Below are 13,518 nucleotides of genomic sequence, written 5' to 3'. Positions count from 1 at the left end.
AATGAACTACGAACGGCTAGATAATTGCCCCATTTGTTCAAAAACCGAGTTTAAAAATTTTCTGGTAGTACAAGACAAAAGCGTTTCCCAGGAAAGCTTTGTGCTAGTACAGTGCCTTAATTGCCAACTCAAGTTCACTAACCCGCGCCCACCCGAAGAAAGTATTGGCCCTTACTATGCATCTGAGGAATACATTTCCCACTCAGATACCAGCAAAGGTCTCTTCAATAAAACCTACCGTTTGGTTAGGTCCATGGCTGTGAAGAACAAGGTAGATCTAGTAAACCGGCTGAGTAAGAAAGGGAAGATTCTGGATTATGGCTGTGGGGTAGGGTACTTTCTCAAAGCCTGCCAGAAGCAAGGTTGGCAGGTAGAAGGGTATGAACCAAATGAAATAGCCCGTCAGCAGACCGAGGAAAAACTGGGAAAGCCGGTGTTCCATGGCTCCTTAGAGGAACTGGGTCAGGAAGAATATGATGTGATTACGCTCTGGCATGTGCTGGAGCATATCCATCAGCTGAATGAAACGGTAAAGACGCTGGTTAACGCCACCAAAAAGGGAGGCTATATTGTGATTGCCGTACCCAACGCCGATTCTTACGACGCTAAAAAATACGGGGCAGATTGGGCGGCATATGACGTTCCCCGCCATTTATACCACTTCAACAAAGCCAGCATGCAACGCTTGCTGAAAAAACACCGCCTGGACCTGAAGGAGGTGTTACCTATGAAGTGGGACGCCTATTACGTAAGTATCTTGAGCGAAAAGTATAAACATGGCCAAACCAAAATGCTGGGTTCCTTCTTCACCGGATTCAGGTCTAACCTGCACGGCGCGTATAACGGGAACTCCTACTCCAGCCAGATATTTATTGCCCAGAAAAAATAAACTATAGAAAAGAAAGAGCAATGACCTTATAGTGTATACTGTAAGGTCATTTCCATTTTAAAGCCAAAAATGAAAAAACAGATCAAAAACGCCCTTACCGGGGCAGCCTTGTTCCTTGCAGGATGCGCCAGCATTGCCAGCCCCGAAGGCGGAGACAGAGACGTAACCGCGCCCAAACTGATTTCCAGTACCCCAAACAATGGCCAAACCAATATAAAGCCCGAGAATATCATCCTCACCTTCGATGAAGATATCCAGGCCCCGGACTTGACCCGGGAATTACTCATCGCGCCCTTGACGGACAATACTTACAAGACTAAAGTAAAGAACGAGACCATTGAAATCACTTTCACGGAGCCTTGGCTGGAAAACACTACCTACAACCTTAATTTCAGGAAAGGGATCACAGACGTAACGGAGAAAAATGCCGCCAAGAACCTGGTGATCACCTTCGCCACCGGCGGCTTTCTGGATTCAGGTAGGGTGACTGGTAGGGTGGCCAATCTTTTCAGCAATACCCCGCCAAAAGAAGCGAGCGTGCTTTTGTACCGGGCCAATGATACCGCCCAGGTAGCGAAGGGAAGACCGTTGTATGTCACCTCCTCAGATTCCGCAGGAAATTTCACCTTCACTAATATAAAGGAAGGCAACTACCATATCTACGCCCTCACCGAGGCCAACAACAACCTGCGCTATGACAATGAAAAGGAATCTATTGCCTACCTGGCAGATTCTATTCAGGTAAAGCCCGCCGTAAAAGACCTAAAACTAATCTTACACACCCAGGACGTAACCAGGCCAAACGTGATTTCCCGCAAGGGCTTCACCAATACCTATGAGGTAACCTACAATGAGGGCCTGGCCAAAGCCACTGTGTTAGGGGCTGAAAAAGGTGAAGAGATTAAATGGCTTTTAGATGCCAGCGGGAAAACCCTGCGTCTGTTCCCGGCCAAGCCCGAGGAGAAAAAATGGTTAATAGAAGTACAGGATAGCGCCAATAACATAAAGGTAGATACCATCGCCGTTAGGTTAAGCGGCACCCGTGCCCCCCGCAAGAACAACAGCTTTGCGGTGGCCAACGGCGCCTCCATTAAACCCGGTGAGACCCTCAGGCTGCAATTTGAAGTGCCCACCAAGATCCTTCAGCCCCAGGGCGCCGTCACCTTGGTCTATGATTCTGTTAAAACTGTTTCCACCAAAGACGCCAAAGACCTGGAACTAAACCAAACGGGCACCGAGATCACCGTGAAACTTCCTATGGAGGCCAAAAAGAACATCACTATTACCCTGGACTCTACCAAAGTGGTTCCTTTCATTGGAGACCGGTACGCCACCAGTACCCAAAAGCTGACCGTTTCAGACAAAGCCACCACCGGAAGCCTGCAGGTAAAACTGTCCACAAAACAAAAGAACTTCTTGGTGCAGCTCCTTAGGCAGGGGCAGGTAGTGAAAGAGGTGAAAAACAGAACCTCCATTCTTTGGAATGATCTGGAGCCCGGCAGCTACCAACTGCGCATTCTGGTGGACGCCAACGGGAACGGGAAATGGGACAATGGCTCTTTAAAAGACCGCAGATTACCGGAACCAGTGGTGTTACCAGCCGAAATTTTTGAGATCAGGAGCAACTGGGAAATTGAAACCACCACCATCCAATTCTAGGTGGAAACCCTGTGCACAACTGTGGACAAACTTCTGGACAACTCAAGCGTAAGTCTGATAAATGATTTTACCAAAACCGTGAAACAGTGCTTCTCCTACTAACTTGTGGGAGCCGGTGCATAAAAACAGGAATTGCCGGAAGTTATTCACGTGAGTATAAACGTTGGCCGGTTTTAGACACATTTTGTGTGAAAAGGTGGAAAGCTCATTTAAGTGCTTGACAGAGACCAAACAAGAATCCACAAAGAAGTCGGCATAACCGGTACTACCACGGGGATTATTCAGAAGGCCGGGGATAACCTGAGGAAAAGAAATCTTATCCACTTCTGCACAGTCCTAATGATGAAAAAGATTTATTTTATGAAAAATCATTTTATAATAAATATCACGTGGGGAAAGTGGAAAAGTGGGAAAAGCCGGAAGATCGGGTAGGAGAAAGGGGAGCTGGGGCGCGGCGCGGAAAATCAGAAGAGTCTCCGTTTGCCGGAAGAATGTGGAATAAACCCCAATTTTGAGTAGTTTTATAAAAAACAAGCCGGAAACGGACCCATATAACCAACAGAAACTATGGAACAGGATAGAGAACAATTCGATCACGAGATAAAATTAGGCTACGGCATAGGCGACCTGCGCTTTGGTCTGAGCATGGACCAGGTGGAGGAGATCATGGGCGAGCCCGAAGAGGTAGAAGAGTCTGATGAGGAAGATGAGTTTGAGCACAAGGCCTGGAACTACTGGGACAGCGGCTTCTCTTTCTATTTTGACAAAGAAGACGACTACCGCCTCAGCTGCATAGAGACCGCTAACCCTAACGTAACCCTGTGGGGCAAGAATATTTTTGAAATGAGCCAGCAGGAGGTAGAGCAGCTCTTCAAACAGCAAGGCATACAGGAAGTGGAGAAAGAGAAAATGGAAAACAACGTGACCTGCCTCTCTTACGAAAACGAAATGATTGACCTTTACTTTGAAGAAGGCAAGCTACTGGCCGTGAACTTCGGCGTGCACATGGACGAAAACCTGGAAGTACTCTGGCCAGAGGAAAACCAGGCGTAAGATTCCTTTTAATTTAAAGAGAAGCCCCACCCAGGTATAAATGCTGAGGTGGGGCTTCTCTTTTTTGTATAAGGTTCCTCCTGTTTCGGGCCTGTTTTTAGAAAAAGAGCTCCAAAACAGAGAAACTGATGTATACATGCCTGGCGCAAAAGGCCAAATTTCAAAAAAATCGTCCGCCTTTGGCGGTTTCATACAATAAGAGGGCCGGCGTAAGTTTCTTGGAAGAGAAAGGGAAGGAGCGGTTTTTTTGAAATGAAGCAAGTCTCCTGTTCAGACTGGTTTTTAAAAGAGGGCAGGCCGAGTTTTTTTCAAAATTGATTTTCCATTCTACAGGCCATTGGTGCTCTTTGAATAGCCGCTGGCATCTCCTCTAGTTATTTTATCTGCCGCCCTTATAGAGGCTGTCTTAAGTGCTTAGTTTGCCTAGCGTAATTCCGTGGAACATATGCCAGGTTTCATTTCTAAGTTGTCTGACTATTATAAAGGAAGAAGAGGCTGGCAAAAATTTGCGAAAGCTAGGCTTTCAGCATTGGAATCTTCTTATCAGTTCTATACTTAAAATCATTGCAGACAGCCCTTAAAACAAAAAGAGCCACCTTTACTAAGGCGGCTCTTTTTGTTTTAAGATAAAGAATGGGTTATGACAATAACCACCGGAAAAGAATGAACAACGATCCTGAGAGGAACATAGACACTGGCAAAGTCAAGACCCAGGCCATAGCAATGTTTCTGATAGTGGAAGGGTTCAGGTTCTTGATTCCCTTGTTGGCCACCATACTACCCGCAATACCAGAAGACAAGATGTGGGTGGTACTTACCGGCAGCTTGAACACGAACGTAGAGAAACCAATCACACTGGCGGCCATAAATTCAGCCGAGGCGCCTTGCGCGTAGGTCAGGTGTTCCTTTCCAATTTTCTCGCCAATGGTTTTCACAATCCGTTTCCAGCCAATCATGGTACCAATACCCAAAGAAAGGGCAATCATCATAATTACCCAGTTAGGGGCATAGTCGGTGAAAGAGCGCATGCCGGTCACGCCTTCTTTCAAGGTGTCTTTGTCACGCTGGCTCAGGGTCACGTCTTTGCTTTCCAGAAGCTTGTCGGTGCCCTTGGTGATAAGCAGGATATCGCGTCTCAGTTTGAATCTTGAATCCTTGGGCAATTCCTTTATACCGGCGTTAGCGGCAAAGATTCCGTTCATTTCCCGTACCTCGTCGTTCAGCAAGGTCAACTGTTGGGCATCTGAGGCCGAAAGGGTAGTGCTGTCTACCTTGGCCAGCACCAGTTCCACCTTATTAATAGAGGTCTGCAGCTCAAACGGGTTTTTGGTGTTGTCCAGGGCAAAATAGGTAGGCACAATGGCAATCAGAATCAACATCACCAGACCAACGCCTTTCTGCCCGTCATTGGAACCATGGAAGAAAGAAACCAGCGTACAGGTAAGGATCAGGATAATTCTAATCCAGAGCGGCGGAGCCTTCCGTTTGTGCGGCTCCTTGAAGATGGTCTTGTTCTTCACAAACCGCTTCAAGATGAACATCAGGAAAACGGTAAGGGTAAAGCCCAGGAACGGAGATACAATAAGAGACAAACCGGTTTTGGTGGCTTCAGACCAGGCAAAAGTGGCCTCAGTGGTGGAGGGCAATAGAGAGTAGGCAATGCCTAAGCCCAAGATGGAACCAATCAAGGTGTGCGAGCTGGAAGAAGGCAGGCCGTAGTACCAGGTGCCCAGGTTCCAGATAATGGCGCTTATCAACAAGGCGCCAATCATGGCAACCCCGTGCCACACGTCCTGGTCAATAAGGGTTTCAATGGGCAGCAGGTACACAATCCCCATGGCTACCCCAATTCCGCCGGCAAAGACGCCAATAAAATTCCAGAAACCAGACCAGATCACGGCCGCCCACGGGCGAAGGGTATTGGTGTAAATAACGGTGGCTACCGCGTTGGCCGTGTCATGGAAGCCATTCACAAATTCAAAAAGACAGGCTGCCAGTAAACAGATAATCAGCAGGATCAATAAGTCAGTTTCTAATCCGAACATAAGTGTATAGAGGTGAGAAAAAAGCTGCCAAAATTATGGTTTTATAACCCGGGCAATGTTACCGAATTGTTAAATAAAACTCAAAGAAGAAGATAAGTGGGCAAATTACAAGCAGATACTAGTGCACCCATACGCAAATAGACCAATTAAGTAGGAGCGGTCATGCAAGATTACTTGAACAAAGTGCAGCAGAAACCTATATATTTGCGCCTATGAGCACTACTGAGAAAACTACAGAAAACGCGCAGCTGAAAGATATTATATCGCATGCCAAGGAATACGGCTTCGTGTTTCCGTCCAGCGAGATTTATGACGGCCTGCAGGCCGTCTATGATTACGGCCAAAACGGGGTTGAACTGAAAAACAACCTCAAGACCCTTTGGTGGAAATGCATGACCCAACTGCACCAGAACGTAGTGGGCATTGACGCCGCCATCTTCATGCATCCGCTTACCTGGAAAGCATCGGGCCACATTGACTCCTTCAATGACCCCATGATTGACAACCTGGACTCCAAAAAGCGCTACCGCGCCGATGTGCTCCTGGAAGACAAAGCCGCCGAGTACGAGAAAGCCGGTGATGTGTCCAAAGCCCAGGCGCTGCTCAAGGAAATGGGCCGCCTGCTGGAGGCCGAAGACCTCAAAGCCGTACAGCAACTCATTATCTCAGAAAATATAAAGTGCCCGGTGTCAGGCACTTCTAACTGGACCGAGGTCCGTCAGTTCAACCTGATGTTTTCCACCCAGGTGGGATCCGTGGCCGAGGACTCCAGCACTATTTATCTACGCCCAGAAACCGCCCAGGGAATCTTCGTGAACTTCCTGAACGTGCAGAAATCTGGCCGCATGAAAGTGCCCTTCGGGATTGCCCAGATTGGCAAAGCGTTCCGGAACGAGATTGTGGCCCGTCAGTTCATCTTCAGGATGCGCGAGTTTGAGCAGATGGAGATGCAGTTCTTCGTGCGCCCTGGCACGGAAGGCGAGTGGTACGAAAACTGGAAAGCCTGGAGAAAAAATTGGCACCTGGCGTTGGGCGTGCCCACCGAAAAGCTCCGTTTCCACGACCACGACAAGCTGGCCCACTACGCCAAAGCCGCCGTGGACATTGAGTTTGAGTTCCCGTTCGGGTTTAAAGAGGTGGAAGGAATCCATTCCCGTTCTGACTTTGACCTGACCCAGCACCAGAACCTGAGCCGCAAGAAGCAGCAGTACTTTGATAATGACCTCAACGAGGACGGAAAACCATACGGAAACTACGTGCCGTACGTGGTAGAGACCTCCGTAGGTGCCGACCGCCTGTTCCTGATGACGCTCTGCAACGCCTACCAGGAAGAGGAAATCACCGAAGGCGATAACACCAAGACCCGTACCTTCCTGAAATTCCACCCGGCCATTGCTCCTATCAAAGCCGCCGTGTTTCCGCTGGTGAAGAAAGACGGCCTTCCTGAGAAAGCCATGCAGATCTTTGACGACCTCAAGTTTGATTTCAAGATGATCTATGAGGAGCGCGACGCCATTGGCAAACGCTACACCCGCCAGGATCTGATTGGGACCCCGTTCTGTATTGCCGTAGATTACGAGACCCTGGAAAACGATACCGTCACCGTACGAGAGCGTGATACCCGCGAACAAAAGCGTATGCACATCTCTGAGCTTCGCCAATACATAGGTGACGCGGTTAGCTTCAAGCGTATTTTTGAGAAACTATAGATTGTGAATAAAGGCCGTTTTTCTGAAAACGGGCCGAAAACGTTTCCACCATAAAAAAAGCCTCTGCACATAGCAGAGGCTTTTTTTTATGAGTGTCTAACTTCAATGGGAGAATTCTTGGCTCACAGGTTTTCCACGCATGGCTGTAGGGGCAATCCCTTGTGATTGCCCTTTGCTGTTCTGCAACCATTGGGCAACCACAAGGGATTGCCCCTACAGAATTTAAAAAGCCAAGTTTCGTTAAACGAGAAATGCGTTTCAGGCCCGGTTTCCAAAAAACAGGCCTGAAACGCATTTCTACCTATTTCCTCTTTTCCTCTAGCAAAGTAGTTCTGGCAAGATTACCCCGTGCCCGGCAACGTCTGGGTCCAGGGCCAAATTCTCGCCCTGCTGCTGGAACCCGCCGGTGAACGGATGCTCGGCTATAAAGAGCGGCGTGTCCAGGTCTATGTACTCAAACCCGCCAATGCCCGCCGCGAAATGGGCCGAGAACGTCATGGCCAAGATGCTCTCCACCATGCCGCCAATCATTAAGCCCAAACCGTGCACCTGTGCCAGGGCCGCCATCTGCAGCGCCTCCAGCACCCCGCACTTCATCAGTTTTATGTTGACAACCGAGGCACTTCGGTCTTGGGCCAACCGCGCTACGTCGCGGGCGCTACGCGCCGATTCATCTGCGGCAATGGGGAAAGGGCAGGTAGTTGCCAACACGGCCACGTCCTCCCAACATTCCCTGGGAAGTGGCTGTTCCAGCAGGATAACCGGGATTCTGGCTTCCGCTAGTCTGTTGACAAAGTCCTGGGCCCGGATTAGATCATAGCCGCAATTCCCGTCTACAATCAGTTTAGCCGCAGGGGCTGCCGTGTGGATGGCCTGCAGACGCCGTACATCGTAATCCACATCCACGCCTTCAGTCTTTACCTTTATAATAGAGAAGCCGCGTTCTACAATGGAGCGGGCTGAGGCGGCGGCGTGGGCTTCGTCTCCGGCGGTAATGGTCAGGTCGGTTTTCAGCTGCGTCTCCACGCCCCCGAAGAAAACATAGAGCGGCATTTGGTAATGCTTGCAGAGCGCGTCTAGAATGGCCATCTCCAGTCCGCACCGGGCGGCGGGCGCCTGCGGCGCCAATTCCTCTAATTGCGTGGCTAGGGTCCGCCAGTTTTTCACGTTCTTTTGCAGCAGCTGTTTTTCCAGTTCCTGCAACACGGCCAGCGTGCTTTCCTGCGTCTCTCCGCTCACCGCCGGGAAGGGGGCGGCCTCGCCTAAGCCGGTTGTCCCGTCGGCGAGCTGCACCTGCACCACTACATTTTCTACCCGGTGCTGCGTGCCCGTGGCAATGGCGAAGGGTTCTAATAAGGGCAGGTTCAAAGACTGAAAACGGACGGAAACTATTTGGGTGGGAGACATACAGAGGAGTGGATAAGTGATAGGGCAAATAAACAAAGAATGATAATAGTGAGCGTAATAATCTACCTGAAATGTACAGAACGTAATTTTAGCGGAAATCAAAATATCAGAAATCCACATACTGGTTTGTGGCCGTTTTTCAAAAAACAGGCTTAAAACAGAAACCGCAGAAATAGTTTTTCTATCCCATCTTACAAGAAGCGAACCCAACTGCTGGCTAGCGCAATGCCTTAAAGAATGAAACCTAGTCCTTCCTATCAAGAGTTGTTTTCCGTTATGGAGCCGTTTTAGCCAAAACAGGCCCAAAACGGAAAAACCAGTTGTGCCTCCCTCACAAGTTTTTATTGCTTAACTTTGCTAATAGAACCGTTACGCACGAGATGGATTTCATTTAGGGTGTAACGGGTTCAGAAGTAGCTGCTTTAGAAACCTGGTTTTCTTTTAGGGGCTTCTCTTAAGAAGAATTGAATTACACCTACCACCATATAGACCAAAAGGTGAAGTACAACGAGTATAAACAACTAGACTATGCCGGCTTAGCCGAGGAGGTGAGAGCCTACTGGAAGCAAAACCGCATTTTTGAAAAATCAGTGGAGACCCGCGCCGGTCAGCCCACGTTCGTGTTTTATGAAGGGCCGCCTTCGGCCAACGGTGCCCCGGGTATCCACCACGTGATGGCCCGCGCCGTGAAAGACATTTTCTGCCGCTACAAAACCCTGCAGGGTTTTCAGGTGCAGCGCAAAGGCGGCTGGGACACCCACGGCCTGCCTATTGAGCTGCAGGTAGAAAAGGAATTGGGCATCACCAAGGAAGACATCGGGAAGACCATCTCCGTGGAGGAGTACAATGCCCGCTGCCGCGAGACCGTGATGCGGTTCAAAGACCAGTGGGACGACCTCACTGAGCGCATGGGCTATTGGGTAGACCTGGATAATCCGTATATCACCTTTGAGAACCAATACATAGAGTCTAACTGGGCCCTGCTCAAAAAACTCTATGACAAAGGCTTCCTTTACAAAGGCTACACCATCCAGCCCTTCTCTCCGGCGGCCGGTACCGGTCTTAGCTCTCACGAGCTTAACCAGCCGGGCACCTACCGCAACGTGAAAGACACGTCGGTGGTGGCGCAGTTCAAGATCAAGCAGAATGAGAAGTCTGAGTTCCTGTTCAAGGTGGCAGACAACAACCAGTTCTTGGCCTGGACCACCACCCCCTGGACCCTGCCTGCCAACACCGCGCTGGCCGTAGGCAAGAACATCAAATACGTGCAGGTGAAAACCTTCAACCCGTACATCTTTACTCCGGTAACCGTGATCCTGGCCAAGGACCTAGTGGGGCAATATTTCTCGCCTAAAGCCGCCGAGCTGAAACTGGACGCCTATAACCCAGGTGACAAACTCATCCCTTTCAAAATAGTGAATGAGTTTACCGGAGAGCAACTGGCCGGCATAGAGTACGAGCAGCTCATGCCGTACGTGCAGCCAGACAAACCGGCCTTCCGGGTAGTGATCGGGGACTTCGTGACCACTGAAGACGGTACCGGCATTGTGCACATCGCGCCTACGTTTGGTGCCGATGACTTCAGGGTAGCTGCCCAGAATGACATCCCTGCGCTGTTGGTAACCGATGAGAACGGCAAGCCTGCTCCCTTGGTAAACCGCCAGGGACGCTTCGTGAAAGAAGTCACCGACTTTGCCGGTATGCCGGTGAAGAACTATGACGGCCTGGACGAGAACGCCAAAGACTACAAAAGCACTGATGTGCTCATCTCCATCAAACTGAAAGAGGAGGGCAAGGCCTTTAAGGTTGAGAAGTACGAACACAGTTACCCACACTGCTGGCGCACCGATAAGCCGGTGTTATATTACCCCTTGGACAGCTGGTTTATCAAAACCACCGCCGTAAAGGCCCGGATGATTGAGCTGAACAAGACCATCAACTGGAAACCGGAGTCAACCGGTTCGGGCCGTTTCGGTAACTGGCTGGAAAACTTGGTGGACTGGAACCTGTCGCGCTCCCGCTATTGGGGCACGCCGTTGCCTATCTGGCGCACCGAGGAAGGGGATGAGGAAATCTGCATCGGGTCCGTGGCCGAGCTGGACCATGAGATTGAGCGCAGCATTGCCGCCGGTTTCATGTCTGAGAACCCCTTGCGCCTGGCTAAGGTGCATGTGGAGAAACCTACCGGCACCGCCGCCGATCACCAGGCCAACACCCTGCTGGAATTCGCCGGTGAGTTTGCGCTAAGCCCCACCGGTACCGAGGAGCCCCGCTCTGAACTAGGCATCACCGACTTCAACTACGAAGGCTTTGACCTGCACCGCCCGTACGTGGATAACATTGTGTTAGTAAGCCCCGAAGGCAAACCCATGAACCGCGAGCTGGACCTTATTGACGTTTGGTTTGACTCCGGGGCCATGCCGTACGCGCAGTGGCATTACCCGTTTGAGAACGAAGAGACATTCAGAGCCAACTTCCCGGCCGACTTCATCGCCGAAGGCGTGGACCAGACCCGCGGTTGGTTCTTTACCCTGCACGCGCTGGCCGTGATGCTGGAAGACAGCGTGGCGTTCAAAAACGTGATTGCCAACGGACTGGTGCTGGACAAGAACGGCAACAAGATGAGCAAGCGCCTGGGCAATGCCGTGGATCCGTTTGAGACCATCGGCCGGTTCGGTCCGGATGCCACCCGCTGGTACATGATCGTGAACGCCCCGCCTTGGGATAACCTCAAGTTCAACCTGGACGGCGTCACCGAGGTACAGCGCCGCTTCTTCGGGACTCTGCAGAACACGTACTCGTTCTTCGCGCTGTATGCCAACCTGGACGGCTTCACCTTTGAGGGAACAGAGATCCCGGTAAGCCAGCGCACCGAAAGTGACCGCTGGATCATTTCCCGCCTGAATACCCTGGTGAAAGAAGTAGGCGCGTACTTTGACGATTACGACCCTACCAAGGCCGCCCGCGCCATCCAGGATTTCGTGGCCGATGAACTGAGCAACTGGTACGTGCGCCTGAACCGCAAACGTTTCTGGAAAGGCGAACTGAACCAGGACAAGCAGGCTGCTTACCAAACGTTGTATACCTGCCTGGAAACCGTGGCCAAGCTGGCGTCGCCCATCGCGCCGTTCTACATGGACCGCCTGTTCCTGGACCTGAACCGCGTGAGCGGCCGCAGCCAGTCTGAGTCTATCCACCTGGAGCATTTCCCGCAGGTGCAGGAAAACCTGATTGACGTAGACCTGGAGCAGCGCATGCATCTGGCCCAGAATGTATCTTCTTTAGTGCACTCGCTCCGCAAGAAGCACATGATCAAGGTACGTCAACCCTTGAGCCGTATTCTGGTTCCTATCTTGGATGAGAAGATGAAGGCCCAACTGGAGGCGGTGTCTGACCTGATCCTTTCTGAGGTGAACGTAAAAAGCCTGGAGTACCTGGAAGACACCACCGGCATTCTGGTGAAAAAGATCAAGCCTAACTTCAAGCGTCTGGGCCAGGTGTTCGGGCCGAAGCTGAAGTTGGTGGCCGCCCAGATCCAGCAGATGAACCAGGAAGACATTGCCAAGATGGAGCGCGAAGGTTTCTTTGAGATTCCGGTGGAGGATGACACCACCGTGTTGAGCCGCGAGGACGTGGAGATCATGTCTGAAGATATACCGGGTTGGCTGGTCGCTTCGGAAGGAGCTTTGACCGTGGCCCTGGACATTAACATCACCGAGGAACTTCGCCTGGAAGGCATGGCCCGCGAGTTGGTGAACCGTCTGCAGAACCTGCGCAAAGACAGCGGCCTGGAAGTGCAGGATAAAATAAGGGTACAGATCCAGGAAGGCAATGCAGAGGTAGCCGCCGCCGTTCAAGCCTTTGGAGGCTATATCTCTGAAGAGGTGCAGGCCGTGGAACTGGCGTTGGTGCCGTCCTTACCGGTAGACAAAGCCACCGTGCTGGAGATGGAAGGTTTCAGCTTGCCGGTAAATCTGGAGGTGGCCAGGTAATACCTGCCGCTTTTCAGCGAGAACTAAATAAAATTGAACGCTCCGGTGTTTAGGGCCTGTTTTACCCAAAACAGGCCCTAAACGCAAGGGTTAACCCTAACACATGAAATACGCTAAATATTATCTGCTTGCCCTATTGGTGATTGCGATTGACCAGGCGGTGAAGATGCTGGTGCATTACAATATGCAAATGGGCCTGCCAGGGCAAATCCCGGTTTTTGGGGAGTGGTTCAAGCTGCATTACACCCTAAACCCCGGCATGGCCTTCGGTGTGGAGCTGGGCTCTGACTACGGCAAGATCATTCTGACCGTCTTTAGGATGGTGGCCATGGTTGGCATTGGCTATTTAGTGTATTACCTGGTCAAGCACCGCTACCACCAGGGCTTGATCTGGTGCGTGGGCTTGATCCTGGGCGGAGCGATTGGTAATTTGGTAGACAGTATTTTCTACGGGGTGTTTTTAGACAATGCGCCCTATGACGCCAGCACTCCCTGGCTGCACGGCCAGGTCATAGACATGTTCTACATTGATATATGGGAAGGCATCCTGCCGCATTGGATTCCGGTGATTGGAGGGACGCCCATGTCGCTTTGGCCAATCTTTAACGTGGCAGACGCGGCCATCTTTGTAGGGGTCCTGATTATTATCTTTAACCAGAACAGATTCCTGAACCCACCATCTACGCATGAGAAGCACGAAATGAATGCCGTAGAGGCATAAAAGCAGCGAGGGCCGTCATTAACTGACGGCCCTCGCTGCTTTT

General features: G+C 50.8%; 8 protein-coding genes. 6 read left to right on the top strand and 2 right to left on the bottom strand.

Translation table 11 applies throughout. The annotated features are described in order from the left end of the window. Window position 1: 1 nt before the first annotated feature. The 3 genes from TH63_RS17725 to TH63_RS17710 all read left to right on the top strand — a co-directional run bounded on the left by TH63_RS17725 (window position 2) and on the right by TH63_RS17710 (window position 3,601). Window positions 2–889, top strand: a complete 888-nt coding sequence (locus TH63_RS17725) for a class I SAM-dependent methyltransferase (protein ID WP_048922120.1) — start codon at window positions 2–4, stop codon at window positions 887–889. Between the two features lie 69 nt (window positions 890–958). Further along, on the top strand, window positions 959–2,548 hold the full coding sequence (locus tag TH63_RS17720; RefSeq protein ID WP_048922119.1) for an Ig-like domain-containing protein: 1,590 nt from the start codon (window positions 959–961) through the stop codon (window positions 2,546–2,548). Between the two features lie 567 nt (window positions 2,549–3,115). Beyond that, the gene (locus TH63_RS17710) at window positions 3,116–3,601 is read left to right on the top strand and encodes a hypothetical protein (protein WP_048922117.1); all 486 of its coding nucleotides are present in this window, start codon (window positions 3,116–3,118) and stop codon (window positions 3,599–3,601) included. 638 nt (window positions 3,602–4,239) lie between these two features. On the opposite strand, the gene TH63_RS17705 is transcribed toward TH63_RS17710, so the two are convergent. After that, window positions 4,240–5,646: an inorganic phosphate transporter gene (locus tag TH63_RS17705; RefSeq protein WP_048922116.1), complete on the bottom strand. Its 1,407-nt coding sequence runs from the start codon at window positions 5,644–5,646 to the stop codon at window positions 4,240–4,242. A gap of 212 nt (window positions 5,647–5,858) precedes the next feature. Here TH63_RS17705 and TH63_RS17700 point away from each other — a divergent pair, with 212 nt between their 5' ends. Further along, entirely contained in the window at window positions 5,859–7,355 is a 1,497-nt protein-coding gene (locus TH63_RS17700) for a glycine--tRNA ligase (protein WP_048922115.1), read from the top strand. A 318-nt stretch (window positions 7,356–7,673) separates the two neighbouring features. Here the strand turns inward: TH63_RS17700 and TH63_RS17695 are convergent, their stop codons facing one another. Next, a complete protein-coding gene (locus TH63_RS17695) occupies window positions 7,674–8,762 on the bottom strand; it encodes a dipeptide epimerase (RefSeq protein WP_048922114.1) in 1,089 nt (362 codons plus the stop codon). Between the two features lie 497 nt (window positions 8,763–9,259). On the opposite strand from TH63_RS17695, the gene ileS reads away from it, so the two are divergent. Then, window positions 9,260–12,754, top strand: coding sequence for an isoleucine--tRNA ligase (gene ileS / locus TH63_RS17690; protein ID WP_048922954.1), 3,495 nt, complete (start codon window positions 9,260–9,262; stop codon window positions 12,752–12,754). A gap of 103 nt (window positions 12,755–12,857) precedes the next feature. Next, window positions 12,858–13,475: a lipoprotein signal peptidase gene (locus TH63_RS17685; RefSeq protein WP_048922113.1), complete on the top strand. Its 618-nt coding sequence runs from the start codon at window positions 12,858–12,860 to the stop codon at window positions 13,473–13,475. Window positions 13,476–13,518 lie beyond the last annotated feature (43 nt).

The organism is Rufibacter radiotolerans (assembly GCF_001078055.1).
GTDB classification, from domain to species: domain Bacteria; phylum Bacteroidota; class Bacteroidia; order Cytophagales; family Hymenobacteraceae; genus Nibribacter; species Nibribacter radiotolerans.
This window is presented reverse-complemented; position numbering and strand designations above follow the sequence as displayed.

Bases quoted from the DNA above. Each gene is read 5' to 3' on its own strand.
- TH63_RS17725 (WP_048922120.1), top strand. From the start codon at position 2: ATGAACTACGAACGGCTAGATAATTGCCCCATTTGTTCAAAAACCGAG.
- TH63_RS17720 (WP_048922119.1), top strand. From the start codon at position 959: ATGAAAAAACAGATCAAAAACGCCCTTACCGGGGCAGCCTTGTTCCTT.
- TH63_RS17710 (WP_048922117.1), top strand. From the start codon at position 3,116: ATGGAACAGGATAGAGAACAATTCGATCACGAGATAAAATTAGGCTAC.
- TH63_RS17705 (WP_048922116.1), bottom strand. From the start codon at position 5,646: ATGTTCGGATTAGAAACTGACTTATTGATCCTGCTGATTATCTGTTTA.
- TH63_RS17700 (WP_048922115.1), top strand. From the start codon at position 5,859: ATGAGCACTACTGAGAAAACTACAGAAAACGCGCAGCTGAAAGATATT.
- TH63_RS17695 (WP_048922114.1), bottom strand. From the start codon at position 8,762: ATGTCTCCCACCCAAATAGTTTCCGTCCGTTTTCAGTCTTTGAACCTG.
- TH63_RS17685 (WP_048922113.1), top strand. From the start codon at position 12,858: ATGAAATACGCTAAATATTATCTGCTTGCCCTATTGGTGATTGCGATT.